Below are 17850 nucleotides of genomic sequence, written 5' to 3' on the forward strand. Positions count from 1 at the left end.
AAGAAGGAAACGGCCATGACTACAACTACGGATAACAAAAGTGCCAAACGATGGCTTATTGTACTAGGTACCGTCATTATGCAAATGGGTTTGGGTACGATCTATACCTGGAGCTTGTTCAATGCACAACTGGTATCCAAATTCGGATGGGAGCTTAGCTCCGTCGCAATAACTTTTTCCATTACCAGCTTCGCGCTGGCTTTCGCCACGCTGTTCGCGGGCAAGCTGCAGGACAGGTTCGGTCTCCGCAGACTGACTGGGACCGCAGGGATCGTGTTAGGACTGGGGCTAATGCTCAGTTCACAGGCAAGTTCTCTCCCGATGTTCTATTTGCTGGCAGGATTGATTGTCGGCTATGCGGACGGAACGGCTTATATTACTTCTTTATCTAACTTGATCAAATGGTTTCCAAAAAATAAAGGTTTAATTTCCGGCGTATCTGTTGGTGCTTACGGGACAGGAAGTCTGGTGTTCAAATATATAAATGGCAGTCTGATCGAATCGGTCGGTGTATCTAACACATTCCTTTACTGGGGAATGATTGTGATGGTTATGGTTGTTATTGGCTCGCTGCTGATCAGAGAAGCTGCCGCGCCAGCCGCTGTGCCAGCTGTTGGACAATCTTCAGCGAGTGTGGTCCCTGCAGGAATGCGGACAGGCGTATCTTCTACCGCCACTTCGGGTGTTCCGGCTGGTGCCAAGGACTATACTGTCAAGGAAATGCTTCGCACCAAAGAAGCGTATCTGCTGTTCATTATTTTCTTCACCGCTTGTATGAGCGGCCTTTATCTGATCGGCATCGTCAAGGATATCGGCGTGAAGCTGGCTGGACTTGATGTGCAGACAGCAGCCAATGCGGTGGCAATGATCGCGATTTTCAATACTAGCGGACGCCTGATCCTTGGAGCATTGTCTGATAAAATGAGCCGCTTGAAGCTGGTTGGCGCATCACTCGTAGTAACCGCTGCGGCGATGCTGACGCTTAGCTTGGCTCACCTGAGCTTTGGCCTGTTCTTCGCCTGTGTGGCAGCAATTGCCTTCTGCTTCGGCGGCAACATTACGGTGTTCCCGGCCATTGTCAGTGACTTCTTCGGCCTGAAGAATCACAGCAAGAACTACGGCATCGTGTATCAAGGCTTTGGTATCGGAGCTTTATCTGGATCATTTATTGCTGCTTTGCTTGGCGGGTTCAAACCTACCTTTATCGTGATTGGTCTCTTGTGTCTGCTGGCTTCGATCATCGCAATTTCCCTGAAGCCGCCGGTGCAGAAAGAGAAGACAGAGAAGGGATTGAGTCTGAAACCTTACGGGGGGACAGCTTAACCATATACAGATTGTGATGTTGGCCTAATTACAGAGACAGAGTAACAAAAGGTAACACCTAAATAGAGGAAGGTTAGTTCATTATGTGGCTAATCTTCTCTATTTTTGCTTTAAAGAAATATTAACAATGGCTTTAAAGCTTACTGTACAGTAAAAAGTTACCGGAAAATCGCAACCTATTCGTGATTAAACCAGTAACTAAATTTAGGGCTTATCGAGAGCTTACCGAGTATTTACCGAGGGCTGAACTGGGAACTGAAGTGACGCGCACAATATGGGACTGGCACACAGATTCAGTGAATCAGAAGATCCAAGCGTTCACTTAATCACCCTTTCACTTAATCGCCTATGCTGCTGCAGTTACCTTGCCGCCGTTTTTCTCCGTGTAACGTTTCTTTTTCCAAAGCCGACTCAGTGTTTAAATAACGGCATTTTTGTACCTTATATTTATAATTTTAGCGTAAAAAAGGTAAAAAGAGCATTTTTGTACCTTATTTTCTTACAAATCCCTAAAAAGGTGATATACCCGAAGAATTAACATACAAAAATGCCCCTAATGAATGTTCCCGCTTCGTTACCGCCGATTTAAGGTACAAAAATGCTCTTATTTATGTATTCGTGCGGCTGGTTCTGCTGGCGATAGACAAGCTGTTACACAAGCTTGAGAGAAAGCACTGTCAGGTAGTGGGTTAGCCCCCATTGATCTTCTCATACCCCCTATGGTTATGGAGCCCCGCAGGCTTCTCTTCACTAAAGCTAAGCGGAATGGTAGTTGAATAAATAACTAAGAAAATAAGCTATTATTATATTAGTTATGTCCAGTATGCCCGGCAGCTTATTTCTAACACTTTGTTTGAAAATTTGCTTTTCCTTCCAAGACGGCATGTAAGAATTTTTTCGACTTTTTCAAACGCTTCTGGACATCTTCAATTTCCTTGATTTTTTGTTCAACAACTTGTTTCTTTACCTCATATGACAAATTAAGTTCTTGACTGATTAGCAAACTTAATTCCTCTATAGAAAAACCCACGGATAAAAGTGCCTTCACATCTTCCAGAAATTCAACAATCTCCTCCGAATAAATACGATAATTATTGGCATCTCTTTGCAGAAATATGTCCGGAATTAGGTTTTTACGTTCATAAAATCTCAATGTTGATATGGGCAGATCCGTTAATTTTGAAACATCATTTATTTTCATATATATGACCTCTTTTATTTGTTGCTATAAACTTAGGTTTATAGTTCATAATGCGAATATGATAACGAACGACATACACAATGTCAAAAAACTAACGTTATCAAGAGGAGAGAGAGTCTATGTTTAATAATACTCTAAATAATGATTTCGCCAGTATAGTCAAGGACCGACGTTCTGTTCGTAATTATGACGAGAACTTTAAAATATCGAAAGAAGAGCTAAGTGAAATAATTTCGGAAGCCAGTTTGGCTCCGTCCTCTGCAAATATGCAGCCTTGGCGTGTAGTTGTGGTGGACACTCCCGAAGGAAAAGAAAAACTAAGACCTCTTGTGCGCTTCAATACGTTACAAAACGATACTTCATCAGCCATGCTATTAATTTTTGGTGATACTGATAGCTATTTAAATGTCGAAGAAATTTACAACACCGCTGTGGAACAAGGGAAAATGCCAGCTGATGTACGAGATAGCCAGGTCAAAACCATCCTGTCGATGTATCCAACTCTAGCCAAAGAAGTGAAAATTGAAGTTGCAAAAATGGATAGCAGCCTTTTCGCCATGCAGTTAATGTTAGTAGCACGTGCACATGGGTATGATACGAATCCAATGGCAGGCTTTGAAGTTGATCAGGTAGCTAAAGCATTTGATTTAGACGAAGAACGTTATGCTCCAGTAATGATTATCTCCATAGGCAAAGCCAAGGAAGCAGGTTATGAAACCGTGCGGTTAAGTTCTGACAAGATTACATTTTGGAGATAAAGATTCTTACTTAAGGGTTGGTTGTCGCCACGTTGAATGTTTGGACTTTCGGTCGTTGTTAATTTCCTTCATTGGGAAGGTTAAGGTACAGAACTAAGCAAGAGCTTTAAAAATGGCGGCAAAAAAGGAGATTCCCGGAGCATTGCTCTGGAAATCTCCTTTTTAATTGATAGGTGGTACCCCATCGCAAGGTTGGATGATGGCACTTAGCCCTCTAACAGCAGCGCTTCCGGATCTTCCAGCAGTTCCTTGACTTTAACCAGGAAGCTTACGGCTTCGGAACCGTCGACGATCCGGTGGTCATAAGAAAGTGCGATATACATCATCGGCCGGTTGACGGTAGTTTCTTCGTCCAGAGCAATCGGGCGCAGTTGGATCTTGTGCATACCGAGGATACCGACCTGCGGTGTATTGAGGATCGGCGTCGACAGCAGTGAGCCGAACACTCCGCCGTTAGTAATTGTGAATGTGCCGCCTTGCAGCTCTGTGAGGCTCAGCGTGTTAGCCCGTGCTTTAGCGGCCAGCGCACCAATTTCCCGCTCGATCTGCGGGAAGCTCAGCCGGTCCGCATCGCGGACGACCGGTACGACCAGGCCTTCCTTGGCAGCTACGGCAATGCCGATATCATAGTATTTCTTCAGCAACAGATCCTCGCCGTCGATCTCAGCGTTGAGCATCGGATAGGCCTTCAAGGCGCCGATGACGGCCTTGGTGAAGAAGGACATGAAGCCGAGTCCGACATCGTGCTTCTCTTTGAAGTTATCCTTGCGCCGCTTGCGGATATCCAGAATCGCCGTCATATCCACTTCGTTGAAGGTGGTCAGCATCGCCGCTGTCTGCTGCGCTTCCACCAGGCGGCTGGCAATCGTCAGCCGTCTGCGCGACATGCGCTTGCGCTCCGTCGCTTTGCCGTCCTCCGGGTGCGACGCTTTGCCCAGCGCCGCAAGCGGCTTTGCCGCCTCCGGCTTGCCTTGCGGCGCCGGAGCGGCTGGCGCAGCAGCACTCGCTGCGCCATGGTCCTTCACATCGGCCTGACCAATCCGGCCGATCGGGTCACGGGCGCTAACCTCGCCGAGGGCGATGCCGCGCTCCCGTGCCAGCTTGCGCGCCCCCGGCGTAGCCAGGGCCGCGGAGCTGTCGCCCGCGCCCACAGCTACGGGCGCGGCACTTGCAGCGGGTGCGGGAGCTTCCGCTGCCGCTTCCGGTGCGGCCACGGGCTTGCTGCCCTCGGCCGCTTTCGGCGTGCCGGCTGCTGCCGCGCCGATGATGCCGATAGCTTCGCCAACGGCTACGTTCTCGCCGGCTTGCCGCAGGATGGAGGAGATGACACCATCCTCCTCTGCACTAATCTCAAGATTGACTTTGTCTGTCTCCAGTTCTGCCAGGACATCACCCTGACCAACGGTATCGCCCTCTTTAACCAGCCACTTGTAGATCGTTCCTTCGGAAATGGATTCGCCTAGATCGGGTACTTTAATTTCAGACACAGGCCGCTACCTCCCCAAACTTTATAGTTTACGCTATAGTGACACCATCCTCTTAGGAGGACGGTACAGCCGTTTGTACTTGCGAATTCAATTTTAGGGCTTCCGTAACAATTCTACGTTGCTCGTAGGTGTGAACATCTGCGTAGCCGCTTGCCGGGCTGGAACGCTCCGGACGGCCAATATACTTGATCTTGGTATTCTCGGGAGCGATGGCACGCAGACGCGGCTCAGTGAAGCTCCAGGAACCCATATTCTTCGGTTCTTCCTGCACCCAGACGATTTCTTCCAGAGAGCGGAAGGTACTCAGGTGAGCGGCCAGTTCCTGCTCTGGGAACGGGTAGAGCTGCTCCAGCCGCAGGATGTGCAGCCAGGACCATTCCTTGCCCTTCGCAGTCGCAGCTTCCAGTTCGGCTTGCAGGTCAATGGCGACCTTGCCGCTGCAAACCACGAGACGTTTCACTTCAGATGGGTTCTGGCCGAGCAATGGCTCAGGCAGTACGGTGTGGAACTGACCTGAAGCCAGTTCGGTTCCGGCAGAAGTGCTGCGCGGGTTGCGGATCAGGCTCTTCGGCGCCATGATGACGAGCGGCCGGGCTTCCGCCTTGCCGCACAGAGAAGCCTGGCGGCGTAGCAGGTGGAAATACTGGGATGCTGAAGTCAGATTCGCCACGGTCCAGTTCTCTTCCGCAGACAGTTGCAGGTAGCGTTCCAGTCTGCCGCTGGAATGCTCCGGTCCCTGGCCTTCGTAGCCGTGCGGCAGTAGCATGACAAGATTGCTGCGCTGCGTCCATTTCGCCCGGCCAGCCGAGATGAACTGGTCGATGATAACCTGACCAGCATTGGCGAAGTCGCCGTATTGGGCTTCCCAGATCACAAACGTCTCAGGCGCAAATACATTGTACCCGTACTCGAAGCCAAGCACTGAGGCTTCCGACAATGGACTGTTGTACACACCGAAGGAAGCTTTAGCATCGCTTATTTGATGTAGCGGAGAGAACAGTTCTCCGGTCTCGCTGTCATGCAGGACAAGGTGACGATGCGCGAAAGTACCTCGCTGTGCATCCTGGCCGCTCAAACGGATCGGTGTCCCGTCTCTGATAATGGTAGCGAAGGCCAGGCTTTCTGCCAGTGCCCAATCCACTTTCTCGCCGTCATTCAGTGCGTCTTTGCGGCGCTGCAGAATGCGTTGCAGCTTCGGATAGACGGTGAAGCCATCAGGAACACTAAGTAGCTCACGGTTGATTTGTTGGAGCGCACCCAGGGAGACAGCAGTCGATTTGCTAGGGCTGTCCTCCGTTTTCACGGGTACGGAAGTCTTACTGTCCGCGCTCTTATGTTTGCCTTCTTTCATATTATCATAAGCCTGCTGCAAGATGCTCTCTGCATCGGCATTCATTTGCTTCACATCTTCATCTGTGACGACTTTCTCCTGACGGAGGCGTTCGGCATAGATTCTGTGAACTGTCGGGTGATTGCGGACCTTGCCGTAGACGATCGGCTGGGTTGTTTCCGGATCATCCATCTCATTATGACCGTGGCGGCGGTAGCCGATCAGATCAATGACGAAATCCTTTTTGTACTTATTGCGATAAGCGCTGGCCAGACGAACAGCCGCTACACAGGCTTCCGGATCATCAGCATTGACATGTACGATAGGGATTTCATAGCCTTTGGCCAAGTCACTGGCATAATGCGTCGACCGGGAGTCCTCGCTTTCGGTGGTGAAGCCGATGCGGTTGTTGACGATAATATGAATCGTTCCGCCATTCGTATACCCGTCCAGCTTGCCGATATTCAGCGTCTCGGCCACAATGCCTTCACCCGGGAAGGCAGCATCTCCGTGCATCAGCACGGCTATCGCCTTGTTCGTGTCGAGCTTCGGCAGGCCTGGTAGGATTCGCTCCTCCTGAGCTGCACGAGCGAATCCTTCTACGACAGGATTAACAAACTCCAAGTGGCTCGGATTGTTCGCCAGCGTCAGCCTAGTGCGGACGGTTTCGCCCTCGCGTACAGCGCGATCAGCACCTAGATGGTACTTCACGTCTCCGGTCCAGCCGTAGTTAATGCCCATGGACCCTTCCGAAGGGAATAGCTCCTTGTTCGGCGAATGATGGAACTCGGAGAAAATGATGTCATAAGGCTTGCCGAGGATATGAGCCAGTACATTCAAACGTCCGCGGTGGGCCATACCCATCAGGATATGCTCTGCACCTTCATGCGCGGCCGCGCGTACGATTTCGTCCAGCATCGGTACAAGGGCATCGTTGCCCTCTAGGCTGAAACGCTTTTGGCCCACGAAAGTCTTGTGCAGGAAGGTCTCGAACTGTTCCACTTGAATCAACCGGCTCAGCAATTCCTTGCGTTCAGCGGTATTTAGTGGAGCAGGTGAGTTAACGGACTCTGCCTGGCTGTTCAACCAGCGAAGTTCCTGTTCATCATGCACATGACCAAATTCGTAGGCGATAGTTTGTGTATAGGCTTGGCGCATCCGGTGAACAGCGTCCCAAGCGGTTTGAATATTATCCGGTACATTCTCCCAAATCAGCGAAGCAGGGAGGGCCATGAGGTCCTCACGCGTAAGTTCATACGTTTCGTGATTCAGCCATTTTATCATAGGGTTGTGATCCCGCTCCAGCGGGTCAATATTGGCGGCCAAATGGCCATATATACGAATGTTAGCGATTAGCTTGGAGGCTTTAACAGCCTTGCGAAGCCAAACGGCATCTCCCGAGACGATAGGCTGCGGAGCTGGTTCGGCATCCGGCGCCAGGGGAGGCGGGCCATAAACAGTAAAAAGTTCACGGTAATTATTTTCAATTGAGGAGGGGTCTTTCACAAACTGCTCATACTTCTCTTGAATGTAGCCCAGATTGGGACCGTAATATTTGCTCCAAACAGATTCATTGTAGGGCTCTTTGGCTGCCATGAATACATCCTCCTAACGGATGAACTCCAAACGCGGGGCGCTGGTATGGGCCTTGTTCGGAGCTGTGATGGTTGCGTTTTCATTTCCTTTCTATTGTGCTACTTTCGGTGGCCTTAATCAATTCATACTTTCGTCCAATCCAATCGCAAAACGGTATGGTTCAGCCCGGTCATTGATGCCATAGCGCCATAAATAGATTAGTCTAAGAGGTCGGAACTAGTAAAATGATGCTATAGACCTTGAATTGACAGGAAAAGCTGTTTAGAGGATTTGAATTTTGGTTAATAACTTTATATAGTTCGTATGGATTAGTATATTTATTCATGAATTTAAAATTTTACATTTCGTACAGATAGTTTCAGATTGGACAGGTATTAGTCCAAACGAGCTAAACTTTTTACATTTGTCTCCTTAGAAATTTCCAGAAAACGACACACTTTTCCGATTATTTCTTGTATAATGTTATTGCAGTAAGGTTTTTAATAATAATTTCTAGCCAGATCCTTTCATGTAAAGGGTCCAGTAAAGGGTAAACCTGTTGAAAGACAGGGGCACAAAGTCTCGGGTCTAAGGTAGAAATACTAAGACGGCCGGACTGCCTGGGGACGAGAAATCTTAGGAGGAGATTTTTTGGATAAGTCCAACCAGGGGAGCAACGGAGAACTACAGACAGTCGATCTGGATTTAGAATGGGTATATTTGCTGCTGAGTGCCAAGAAGGCGGGCATCAAGGCGGAGGAGATTCGCCGTTTCTTTAATGAAAAGGCTTTAAAGGCAATTTAGCAGCTTGAATCATAACAGGATACATATAGAGAAGGGCACAGCATATGCTGTGCCCTTCTCTATATGATGGGTCTCCAAGGCATTGAAGCGCTCAGGGCCGGAATCATTAATCCTTTTGTTCAAGACGCCATTTTTGATAATCCAGAAATTCCTTGAACTCCCGCTTGCTGATGCCGGAGCTCATTGCCTCTTGCACGAGCCGGAACCATTCCGAATCCAGAGGCGTATCTTCCGTGTCGGAGAGATCTCCATATAGCAACACGTGAATAGAGACTTGGAGCGCGTCGGCAATTTTCTCAATGAATTGGATAGAGGGGTTGGACTGAATATTTCTTTCAACATTACTCAGGTACGACTTGGCCACATCCGCCTTGTCCGCAAGCTCGGATAAGGATAAGCCCTTCTCGACCCGGAGTTCATGGATACGTCCTCCCATATTATCAGGCACGATGACAACGCCCCTCCGTACTTTTTGTATAAGTATAACAAATTTCCTTGAAACGGACAAAGACACATTGCTGTTCAGAGGAGAAAGAGGGAGGGGACTGGATCAAAAACCGGCATGCCCCAGCCCGATTAAGGGTCTAAGAGATGCCGGTATTTTTTATAAGAACAGGTTTATTTAAATTCGCCAGCGCCTTGCTTGGCGTTGAAGGTCAAAGTCACGTCCAGTTTGTCGCCTTGGAAGATGTTTTGATCCTGATTGTTCTCAACAAACTCAAAGGCTAACTTGAGCGTCTTGGATTGGGCTGCGGAGATGCCACCTGGGAAGGCGTTAGCTACCAGATCGTAGCCCGGATTGCTCTGCAAATCCTTGAGTGTTGCTTCGCCAACGACATGGCCAGTAATCGGACCACTAGTATAGCTGCTGTCAAGGAGTTTTACTTTAAAGTGTGCACCGAGATCCTCTGAGCCATTGTTGGTGTTAGCATCCGTAACATTATACGCTGTAGCCAGCTTCAATTCCTTAATGTCAAGTGTGCCGTTGTTCTGTAGAGTGAAGCTGCGGACAGCGATGTCACCTGGTTTCAGATTGCTCAGGTTCACATTTTGGGTAGGATTAGTATTCAGATCGAGCGTGCCAGCAGCGAAAGTTGCTGTGCTTTCCGCTGTATCGCTGAAGTAAGCGAAGGTGCCGCCCCCGATTAAAGACAATCCCAAAGCTGCTGAGGCTACACCAAGACCCAATGTTTTTTTGATACCCATGATTAAATTCCTCCTCTTATATGGTTAATAAAATGGTAGACAAAATGGATACTGAATTTAGATCAGACGGCTTATTTGTATTCGCCAGCGCCTTGTTTGGCCTCGAAGGTCCAATTCAATTTCAGGCTATCCCCCTGGTAGTAGTTCTGTGGCTGGAAGTTGTCGACAAAGGCAAACTGAACGGACAGCTTATCTAGAGTTCCTGCCTTGATCCCTGATTTTTCCCCGAAAACTGAACCAAGGATGCCTGCTTTTACAAGGTCTGGTGACAGACTTTCCAGCTCAGACAATTTTTTAACAAGGACCGGAGAAGATATCTTGTCTTTATTAACCAAGAAGGTGACCACAATGTCATCTTTCAAATTATGAGTTCCATTGTCATTGTTCACATCTATAACCTGAGCTGCCGTCTTCAGCAGCACTTGGGAAATATCAAGTGAGCCACTATTCTTCAGCTGGAAGTCTCTGGTGATGATATCACCCGGTTTGAGATTGGTAAGGTCCACGATCACAGAGGGATCAGAATCCAGGCTCAATGTTCCGTTTTGAAAAGAAGCGGAGCTTTGCGCGGTATCGCTGAAATATGCGAAGGTTCCTCCGCCGACCAAAGTCAATCCAAGCGCTGCTGAGACAACGCCCAGCCTCAGTGTTTTTTTAATATTCATTAATTTCATCCCTCTCTCAATCTTTTTTTGTTTTTGACTTTGCGTCATGTATATTGTTGCTCCACGTTTCGTAAACGGGAGATTACAATCCTATTAATGTAAGGTATCCGGTAGTGGCTCAGCAGCGGCAGGCGAACTGTTCTTCTTCTCTAGAGCGGTGATGGCTTTCCAGGTGCTGTACAGCGCGTACATCAGGAGCAGAAGTCCTGGCACGATCATTAGCAGCACGCTACCTGCCTTGGAGACTGCGAAGTTCATGGCATAACCAACATATGGAACGGTAAAGCCGGTATACTCTCCGATCACGTTGGTCGAACTGACCGGTGACATGTCGGCGGCGTTATTGTTATCGCCTTTGGTTGTGTAGCTGGCCTCGCCGATTGCGCTATTCATGCTGGCATCCACGATACGGTGGGTAATCAGAATGTTCTCTGGATTCATGAAGGTAATGACATCGCCTTTCTGGAAGCGGGTCATATCACCACCGGGTTTGAGCGCAATAATGGAGCCAGTATGGATCCCCGGTTCCATAGAGCCGGATAGGACCGTCTTGATTTGGTAGCCGAAGAAGGCAGGTTCGCCGCCGGAGGCTTTGGAGACTACAACTGCTACGACTACCACCAGGAACACGATAAGCATCAGGGTGGTTATCGTGTTGCCAATGATTTTTTTGATAAGCATTTCTTAATCGCCGCCTTTAATGGAATCTGGTTCTGGAGAAGCAGAGGGTGCTGGAGTTACCGCAGGGATCGGACTTGTCACAGGCAGAGTTGTTGCCGAAGGTAACGGCTCAGCAGACGGCTGTCCGCTTGGCGTTTCCCCCGGTGTGGTGACAGGGACAGGCTCTCCGTCCAGGGAGTCTACAGGCTTGGCAGGCTCAGGAGTCACTGCCTGCGCTGGAGAAGCTGATGCCGCTGGTTCGTCCGTCCCGTTGTTCTTGCCATCAGGATCGGGCTCCCCGGCCGGAGGCGTTTCCGGCTTAGGTGCATCCTTATCTGGCTTGCCTGCCTTTTCCTTGGCTTTCTCGGCAGCTTCTTCCTGCTGCTTCTTCTCCTGTGCTTGCCGTTCTTCTTCCTCCTTGCGGGCCTGCTCCAGTAGTTTGGCTTTTGCCTCGGAGATCTGGTTCTGCTGACCCTTCAGGTTATCAATCTCACTGGTGAGCGAACGTTTGGCCTCGTTCATCTCAATATTCATCTGTTCATAGGCAGATCGTAATTCCGTGGAGACTTCGGCTTGGGGAACATAGGCTCTGGCCATGAACGTCAGGATGGGTTCTTGTGTCAGGAAGGCTGGGAGATTTGGTTCCAGCAGGGCTGTAACAGGACTTTCCGGAGGAAGTGAACCACCGATCTCATGAATCGAGACGAGATAATTCAGAATTCCGTTCAAGGTAGTCACAAGAGACTCGGATAGCACGCTGCTTTGACTAAGGCTACTTTGGAACTCCTCGAAGAATTGGGCATCGCGGATTTCCAGACAGTTGGGTTCGAAGTTGATCATATACCCTCCGATCTGGGACAGAATTCGGGCCGTGCTTGCAACTTCCTGCATAATCTCTAACCATACCCCTGCATTGAAGCTGAGCTGGCCCTCCAGTACACCGATCTCATCGGTAGCCGCCGCAATCTGCTGTGATGTTTCCTGCGCGGCATGATCAAGATCTTCCAGCGACAAGCTTTCGACCGCTGCGGAGCCTCCCGAAGCCAGCGTGACAGAGTGGGTGCTCAGCGAAGCTGTGAGCTCATTAATCCGTTTAATGTGGCCGCCTAATTCCTGCAGTAGTTTCTCAATCTGGCCGGGGAATACTTTGCACAGCTCTATTGTGGTGTTCTGCTGCTTCGAAGTGTTAAATTCACCATAAGTGCTGCCGATCTGATTGGACGTATAGAGGAAAAGAACCGATATGGCCATGCCGGATTGCAGCATTCGCAGACCGATATGCTTCGTTTTTCTTTTTCGTTGGCGAGCTGATCTAGGATACAGAGGAATACCTCCTCTCATGTCTTACCGGGATACCGGTTCGCTATATTCGTTCTTTATTAAGAACAATGTGATAACCAAATCATACACGGGCACTAGGAAAAAGAAAACCGCTGATTTCATTGATTTGTGCTTTATAAAGAACTAAAAGTTCTTATTTTCTAATAAATACTCTATATATCGCTTGTTTTCTAATAAAATTCGTAATAAAGAACGATATTACATGCCTAATTACGCAATAATAACCGGTACACATTAAATGTGTACCGGTTCGTTATGTTTGGACCATTAGAGTAGGGGCAATAACGCGAGTGGTATAGAGAAAGTTCCCTCCCTTTTGCGGTCAAAGACCTGTGTGGTATTGGTTAGTGCAAACAAAAAAACAGAGGCCCTCAGGCCTCTGTATCCAGTGGTGTTCCGGTATCGCTTAGTTTGTTGGCCAGCACATCTGCATAAAGACGCTTAAGCCACTTTAGTTCGGTAAGACAATGCTCGTACCTGCCATACATTACATGCAGCACAGAACGGGGCACGAGCGAGATATGCTCTTCATAAATCTGATAGGCCAGATTGACATCATGTTCTGCTTTCAGGACGCGTTCGTTCAACAGCTCTGCCAGCTTTCCCTGATCTACATAGCGGGAGAGGGCGAGTGGAATGTACAGCGGATGGAAGACAGGTTCATTCTTCTTGATCTGCTGCAGGATGAGCTGCTCGAATGTATTCTTGCCCTTGTCGGTGATACTGTAAATCGTCTTGTCTGGTCTGTCCTTGCTGCTGATCACTTCTACCGCTTCAATCAGGCCATCTTTCGACATCTTGTCCACAGCATAATAGAGCGATCCCATCTGCAGCTTCATAATCTGGTCCATTCGGCGGTCCTTCATTACCAAAGTGATCTCATACGGGTGCATATTCCGTTCCAGAAGCAAGCCGAGAACTGCAAGTTTGATGGACATGGCTTACCTCTTGGAGGGGGACGTCTGTGCTGACTTACCCGGAATCAGCAGGCGGTCACCTGGCATCAGCAGTACGAAGACCAGAGCAAGTACAGCGGGCACCAAGGCCCACAGGAAGGTATCCGCAATGGAAGTGGATAGCGCAGCTGATATTTTTTCCAGAACCGGCGCTGGAATCTTCGCTCTGGCTTCCGGAGTCAAAGCAGCACGTGGATCACCGAACGCCGATGTTTGGCCACCAGCGCCGAAGGCTTCAGTTAAGCTATTCGTAAAGCTGTTGCGCTGAATAATCCCGAAGATAGTAATCCCAAGCGTCATCCCTAGAGAACGCATAAATGTGTTGGTGGAAGTGGCTGAACCGCGTTCGCGCATTCCGAAGTTATGGATGGAAGCCATGCTTAGGACCGAGAAAGAAAAGCCGACGCCGAAGCCAGTCAAGGCCATGAATACATTGAGCAGCAGACGGGAAGTATCCGGGGACAAGGTGGTCAGCGTGAACACCCCGGCTACGAAGCAGACCGCCGATAGCATCATAATGTTGCGGAAGCTGGTTTTGGCCGCTAGCATACCCCCAGTTTGGCTGCCGAGAACGGAACCAATCATCATCGGCATCAGAATCAGTCCGGAATTGGTAGCCGAACCGCCAAATACGCCCTGGACGAAGATCGGGATATAGATAGTGGCTACAATAAAGGCTGAACCGTAGAAGAAGGCGGTGATGCTACTTGTCGCGAACAATCGTTTACCAAACATGGCGAACGAGATGACCGGCTCTGCAGCTACACGTTCGATGAAAATGAATGAGATCAGGAGAACTGCGAAGCCTGCGAACAATCCCAGGATCATCGGGGAGTCCCACGCATATTGATTGCCGCCCAGTTCCAGCGCGAACATAAGGCAGATGATGGATGCCACCAGTGTGAAAGCTCCGCCCCAGTCAATACGCTGCTTGGAGTGGGTAATAGACTCTTTGTATGACGTAGCAATCAGGAAGATGGCGACAATACCCAGCGGAAGGTTGATGTAGAATACCCACTGCCAGCCTACATAATCGGTGATATATGCGCCCAGCAACGGACCCAGTACACTGGAGATACCGAAGACGGCCCCGAACAGTCCGGTGAGTTTGCCTCTTTTTTCTGGCGGGAAGATGTCAAAAACAATGGTAAAAGCAATTGGCATCAGTGCCCCGCCACCGATTCCCTGAATCGCGCGGTAAATGCTGAGCTGAGTAATAGTGGTCGCTGTTCCGCACAGCGCCGAGCCTATTAGGAAGACAATGAGTCCGAACATGAAAAACCGTTTGCGGCCATACATATCGGAGAGCTTGCCGAAGATCGGGGTACCGGCCATAACCATGACCATGTAGGCAGAGGTGACCCATACGATTTTATCCAGCCCGCCCAAGTCGGCAACGATGGTGCCCATCGCTGAAGCTACTATGGTATTGTCCATTGCAGACATCAATATACCGAGCAGCAGGCCAACAACTACTAGTTTAAGATTACTTTCTTTGGAATGCATGCGTACAGGCTCCTTTTTTTAATAAGATTATCGACTTTAGAATACAGGAAACATGGATATTATATTCAAATTTGAATAGGGTGGCAATATATAAATTTCTTTTTACAATTATTCTGGACAGCGCCTGGAGAATGTAATCAAAGAAAAAAAGCACCGAAAGCGGTGCTTTTCTATAGATGCTAGTATATGGATATGGGCTTAGTGGGTTAAGGAGGAGCCTTGCAATGACATCTGCGTAGCAGTGTCTTCTGATGGAAAAGCCCTGGATTCGATATAGTTGATGAAGAACTCAGTTAACTGCGGATCGAACTGGCTTCCCGCGCAGGCGCGTAGTTCCACAATGGCCTCTGCTATAGATTTTGTAGGCTGGTAGGCCCGTTCGGTAGTCATAGCGTCAAAAGAGTCGATGATGGTCAGCATCCGGCACAGGCGTGGAATTTCCTCGCCTTTGAATCCGTAAGGATATCCTCGTCCATCGTACCGTTCATGATGCAGCTCGATGTAGGGCGCCAGATCCTTGAACTTCTCATTGGTCATTGCCATCTTCTTGCCCCAGGTGACATGCCACTTCACCATTTCCCATTCTTCGGGCGCGAGTTTATCCTTCTTGTTAAGGATGCCCCAAGGAATTTCTAGTTTTCCGATATCATGAATCAGCGCGCCCAGCGTGAACTGGCGTTTGGTGAGGTTGTCCAGATTGAGCAGTCCGCTGATATCCAAGGCGTATTGAAACACTCGCTTGGAATGCTTGAAGGTCTCCAAATCCTTGTACATGAACAGGTTAAGCTGCTGTTCGATGTCCCGCACATCCTGGCTGAAATCAATCTCGCGTTCCAAAGGCGACTGATTGCCATAAACATGGACCAGATTCTTTCCCTGCTTCTTGGCATAATACAATGCCTGATCCGCATGTTCCACAAGCTCCGACTTCTCGTGCACATCTGGCTTGTAGCCAGCGATGCCTGCAGAGAAGGAGAGGCAACCTTGCGGAAAAATCTCGACACCTTCGAAAGGGGATCGGTTAAGCGTCCTGCGCAGTCGTTCGATGAACTGCTTGGCCTGTACTGTATCATGTGCGGGCAGGAGCAGTGTGAATTCCTCGCCGCCATAACGGGAAACGATAATTTCCGTCCCCTTGGACTCTTTTTTCAGCAGCTCTGCGAGGAAGACGATCAGCCCATCTCCCTTCAAATGACCGAAATGATCATTGTATTTCTTGAAATCGTCAATGTCGATCATGGCCAAGGAAAGCGCATAACCGTCAGCTTTAGACTTACGCATAGCCTCTTCCAGTGCTGTCTCAAAATAACTGTGGTTGAACAATCCAGTCCGCTGATCCCGGTTGGCGCGTTCCTCAATGCTGCGGTACATCGCGAACAATTGCTTGAATGAATAGGAGAGTAGCACACTTAGACATAGGAACAGTGCCAACCCAACAAATTGGTTATGGGACACCAGAATAGTCAACACAAGTGAAAGCACCAGCGTACTAAGATAGGCTAGGAGGGTATCTCTGAGCATCCCCTTGAGCGTTTCATACAGATTTTCGTGGAAGACCACGTAATAGTAAAGTCCAATTAATAGTGTGTTTAAGATAAAATATACAGCCATACTCCCGGCATAGGCGTACAAGTGATGGCTCAGCAGAGGGCCTTCCTTCCCGCCAAACGCCGCAAAGGTTAGTGAAGACGTACAGATCATGATGGAATAGATTGCAAAATTATTGAGCTGCTTCCACCAAACTTTATTCCGCTCCAGAAAGAAAGAGATCAGAGAAGAGAGTAGCAGTACCGTCAATGAGAATGAAGGGCCGAAAAGAAAGATGCAGGCCAGATACACCGAAGAGTCCAGGGATAAACCATTCCCCTGTGGAGGAAGCTGGAAGGTGAACACAGTCAGGATTACGGCGGCTGCCGACATGACGCAGATCCAGACCCAGCCTGAAGCAGCATAATGCAGGAAGGCGTCCTGATTATAGATGGCAAAGAGGCTAAAGCCAACCAGGCATATGATCAGTGCATACAGCTGGCCTATATTTCGCCTGAAAAAGTTTAATGTACGGTTGGGCAAGGTGGACCCTCTCCTCTCGAGCAATGTCATGATGTTCCATTAGTTTAAGGGGAATTCCCCAAATTTTCTAGGTACAGGGATGCAAAGGTTGATTCTGGATAAAAAAGGGTATAATTCTAATTGAATTCGCTTCCATGGGCTAAATTCCTGCTATTTTATAACAAAAAACAATTAATTTTACTCATTTTCAACATCATTTAACCGGAAAGATGGAATGAATTAATTTCTCTGGTCCATCTTGACATACCCATGGGGGGTATATTATAGTGGGGTCAAGGAGGTTGATGCATGTGTCTGTTAATGACAAAGAACGGGCAGGGCATACCTGCGACGATGAATGCGGGACGTCCGATTCCGGCGTGCGTAAGAGTCATCACTCTGCGGATTTCAAGAACCTACTGACCACACGGCTCAACCGAATTGAAGGCCAGGTTCGTGGGATCAAAGGAATGATTGACCGCGACACCTATTGTGATGATGTACTTAATCAACTGGCTGCAGTTCAATCGGCACTCAACAGCGTGGGACGGTTGCTGCTCGAAGGCCATATGAAGAGCTGTATTATCGAACGGATCGAAGCCGGTGAGCATGAGGTCATCGATGAGCTGCTGGTGACTGTTAATAAATTAATGAAATAATTAAGGAGGAATTATCATGTCAAATGCTGTACTTAATGTTGAAGGAATGTCTTGCGGTCACTGTGTGAATTCTGTAGAGAAGGCTGTATCGAGTCTTGGTGCTTCTGCGAAAGTAGATTTGCCAGCAAAGACAGTAGCCGTTGAATTCGATGAGAACAAGGTAAGCCTCAGCGCGATCAAGGAAGCTATCGAAGATCAAGGGTATGATGTAGTTTAACTTGAAGCACAGTAATAAGGCTTGGAGCGGTGCGGACCTTTTTGGTTCCCGAGGCGCCAAAGCCTTTTCTTTTGAAGATAATTATACCCCCTCGGGGTATAAAAGGAGTGGGG

At 48.7% G+C, this 17850-nt stretch carries 16 protein-coding genes and 1 riboswitch; of the genes, 5 read left to right on the forward strand and 11 right to left on the reverse strand.

Going from position 1 to position 17850, the window contains the following annotated elements:
- The first annotated feature begins 15 nt into the window (after positions 1–15).
- On the forward strand, positions 16–1323 hold the full coding sequence (locus ACFVRY_RS11110; RefSeq protein ID WP_387500132.1) for an L-lactate MFS transporter: 1308 nt from the start codon (positions 16–18) through the stop codon (positions 1321–1323).
- Between the two features lie 841 nt (positions 1324–2164).
- Here ACFVRY_RS11110 and ACFVRY_RS11115 read toward each other — a convergent pair.
- Positions 2165–2524 (reverse strand): MerR family transcriptional regulator, encoded by a 360-nt coding sequence (locus ACFVRY_RS11115; RefSeq protein ID WP_387500134.1) that lies wholly within the window; start codon positions 2522–2524, stop codon positions 2165–2167.
- Positions 2525–2643: 119 nt separating this feature from the next.
- Here ACFVRY_RS11115 and ACFVRY_RS11120 point away from each other — a divergent pair, with 119 nt between their 5' ends.
- Entirely contained in the window at positions 2644–3282 is a 639-nt protein-coding gene (locus ACFVRY_RS11120; protein ID WP_387500136.1) for a nitroreductase family protein, read from the forward strand.
- A 206-nt stretch (positions 3283–3488) separates the two neighbouring features.
- Here ACFVRY_RS11120 and odhB read toward each other — a convergent pair whose 3' ends face one another.
- Both odhB and ACFVRY_RS11130 read right to left on the reverse strand, forming a co-directional pair.
- Positions 3489–4769 carry a 2-oxoglutarate dehydrogenase complex dihydrolipoyllysine-residue succinyltransferase gene (gene odhB / locus ACFVRY_RS11125; protein WP_387500138.1) on the reverse strand — a complete coding sequence of 427 codons (1281 nt, stop codon included), beginning with the start codon at positions 4767–4769 and terminating at the stop codon, positions 3489–3491.
- A 52-nt stretch (positions 4770–4821) separates the two neighbouring features.
- Complete coding sequence (locus ACFVRY_RS11130) at positions 4822–7695, reverse strand: 2-oxoglutarate dehydrogenase E1 component (RefSeq protein ID WP_387500140.1); 2874 nt, start codon at positions 7693–7695, stop codon at positions 4822–4824.
- Between the two features lie 518 nt (positions 7696–8213).
- A riboswitch (cyclic di-GMP riboswitch) is annotated at positions 8214–8298 on the forward strand.
- A gap of 27 nt (positions 8299–8325) precedes the next feature.
- On the opposite strand from ACFVRY_RS11130, the gene ACFVRY_RS11135 reads away from it, so the two are divergent.
- Complete coding sequence (locus tag ACFVRY_RS11135) at positions 8326–8478, forward strand: anti-repressor SinI family protein (RefSeq protein WP_387500142.1); 153 nt, start codon at positions 8326–8328, stop codon at positions 8476–8478.
- 106 nt (positions 8479–8584) lie between these two features.
- Here the strand turns inward: ACFVRY_RS11135 and ACFVRY_RS11140 are convergent, their stop codons facing one another.
- From ACFVRY_RS11140 to ACFVRY_RS11175, 8 genes are all read right to left on the reverse strand, one after another.
- A complete protein-coding gene (locus ACFVRY_RS11140; protein WP_387500485.1) occupies positions 8585–8914 on the reverse strand; it encodes a helix-turn-helix domain-containing protein in 330 nt (109 codons plus the stop codon).
- 182 nt (positions 8915–9096) lie between these two features.
- On the reverse strand, positions 9097–9684 hold the full coding sequence (locus ACFVRY_RS11145) for a TasA family protein (RefSeq protein ID WP_387500144.1): 588 nt from the start codon (positions 9682–9684) through the stop codon (positions 9097–9099).
- Between the two features lie 71 nt (positions 9685–9755).
- The gene (locus ACFVRY_RS11150; RefSeq protein WP_387500146.1) at positions 9756–10349 is read right to left on the reverse strand and encodes a TasA family protein; all 594 of its coding nucleotides are present in this window, start codon (positions 10347–10349) and stop codon (positions 9756–9758) included.
- 93 nt (positions 10350–10442) lie between these two features.
- The gene (sipW, locus tag ACFVRY_RS11155) at positions 10443–11030 is read right to left on the reverse strand and encodes a signal peptidase I SipW (RefSeq protein ID WP_387500148.1); all 588 of its coding nucleotides are present in this window, start codon (positions 11028–11030) and stop codon (positions 10443–10445) included.
- Positions 11031–11033: 3 nt separating this feature from the next.
- The gene (locus ACFVRY_RS11160) at positions 11034–12275 is read right to left on the reverse strand and encodes a hypothetical protein (protein ID WP_387500150.1); all 1242 of its coding nucleotides are present in this window, start codon (positions 12273–12275) and stop codon (positions 11034–11036) included.
- A gap of 446 nt (positions 12276–12721) precedes the next feature.
- Positions 12722–13288, reverse strand: coding sequence for a PadR family transcriptional regulator (locus tag ACFVRY_RS11165; RefSeq protein WP_387500153.1), 567 nt, complete (start codon positions 13286–13288; stop codon positions 12722–12724).
- Positions 13289–13291: 3 nt separating this feature from the next.
- Positions 13292–14812: an MDR family MFS transporter gene (locus tag ACFVRY_RS11170; RefSeq protein ID WP_387500156.1), complete on the reverse strand. Its 1521-nt coding sequence runs from the start codon at positions 14810–14812 to the stop codon at positions 13292–13294.
- 198 nt (positions 14813–15010) lie between these two features.
- Positions 15011–16882: a bifunctional diguanylate cyclase/phosphohydrolase gene (locus ACFVRY_RS11175; protein WP_387500158.1), complete on the reverse strand. Its 1872-nt coding sequence runs from the start codon at positions 16880–16882 to the stop codon at positions 15011–15013.
- 284 nt (positions 16883–17166) lie between these two features.
- Between ACFVRY_RS11175 and ACFVRY_RS11180 the strand changes: the two genes are divergently transcribed.
- The gene (locus ACFVRY_RS11180) at positions 17167–17520 is read left to right on the forward strand and encodes a metal-sensitive transcriptional regulator (protein ID WP_387500486.1); all 354 of its coding nucleotides are present in this window, start codon (positions 17167–17169) and stop codon (positions 17518–17520) included.
- Positions 17521–17536: 16 nt separating this feature from the next.
- Positions 17537–17737, forward strand: a complete 201-nt coding sequence (copZ, locus tag ACFVRY_RS11185) for a copper chaperone CopZ (RefSeq protein WP_379467112.1) — start codon at positions 17537–17539, stop codon at positions 17735–17737.
- Positions 17738–17850: the final 113 nt, after the last annotated feature.

It is taken from the genome of Paenibacillus sp. NPDC057934, from assembly GCF_042887565.1.
Lineage (GTDB): Bacteria > Bacillota > Bacilli > Paenibacillales > Paenibacillaceae > Paenibacillus_AQ.

What these genes read in the sequence shown, in the direction of transcription:
- ACFVRY_RS11165 (WP_387500153.1), bottom strand. Translation starts at nt 13,288, where the DNA reads ATGTCCATCAAACTTGCAGTTCTCGGCTTGCTTCTGGAACGGAATATG.
- ACFVRY_RS11145 (WP_387500144.1), bottom strand. Translation starts at nt 9,684, where the DNA reads ATGGGTATCAAAAAAACATTGGGTCTTGGTGTAGCCTCAGCAGCTTTG.
- ACFVRY_RS11140 (WP_387500485.1), bottom strand. Translation starts at nt 8,914, where the DNA reads ATGGGAGGACGTATCCATGAACTCCGGGTCGAGAAGGGCTTATCCTTA.
- copZ (WP_379467112.1), top strand. Translation starts at nt 17,537, where the DNA reads ATGTCAAATGCTGTACTTAATGTTGAAGGAATGTCTTGCGGTCACTGT.
- ACFVRY_RS11150 (WP_387500146.1), bottom strand. Translation starts at nt 10,349, where the DNA reads ATGAATATTAAAAAAACACTGAGGCTGGGCGTTGTCTCAGCAGCGCTT.
- ACFVRY_RS11120 (WP_387500136.1), top strand. Translation starts at nt 2,644, where the DNA reads ATGTTTAATAATACTCTAAATAATGATTTCGCCAGTATAGTCAAGGAC.
- ACFVRY_RS11160 (WP_387500150.1), bottom strand. Translation starts at nt 12,275, where the DNA reads ATGCTGCAATCCGGCATGGCCATATCGGTTCTTTTCCTCTATACGTCC.
- ACFVRY_RS11170 (WP_387500156.1), bottom strand. Translation starts at nt 14,812, where the DNA reads ATGCATTCCAAAGAAAGTAATCTTAAACTAGTAGTTGTTGGCCTGCTG.
- sipW (WP_387500148.1), bottom strand. Translation starts at nt 11,030, where the DNA reads ATGCTTATCAAAAAAATCATTGGCAACACGATAACCACCCTGATGCTT.
- ACFVRY_RS11130 (WP_387500140.1), bottom strand. Translation starts at nt 7,695, where the DNA reads ATGGCAGCCAAAGAGCCCTACAATGAATCTGTTTGGAGCAAATATTAC.
- ACFVRY_RS11110 (WP_387500132.1), top strand. Translation starts at nt 16, where the DNA reads ATGACTACAACTACGGATAACAAAAGTGCCAAACGATGGCTTATTGTA.
- ACFVRY_RS11115 (WP_387500134.1), bottom strand. Translation starts at nt 2,524, where the DNA reads ATGAAAATAAATGATGTTTCAAAATTAACGGATCTGCCCATATCAACA.
- ACFVRY_RS11180 (WP_387500486.1), top strand. Translation starts at nt 17,167, where the DNA reads ATGCATGTGTCTGTTAATGACAAAGAACGGGCAGGGCATACCTGCGAC.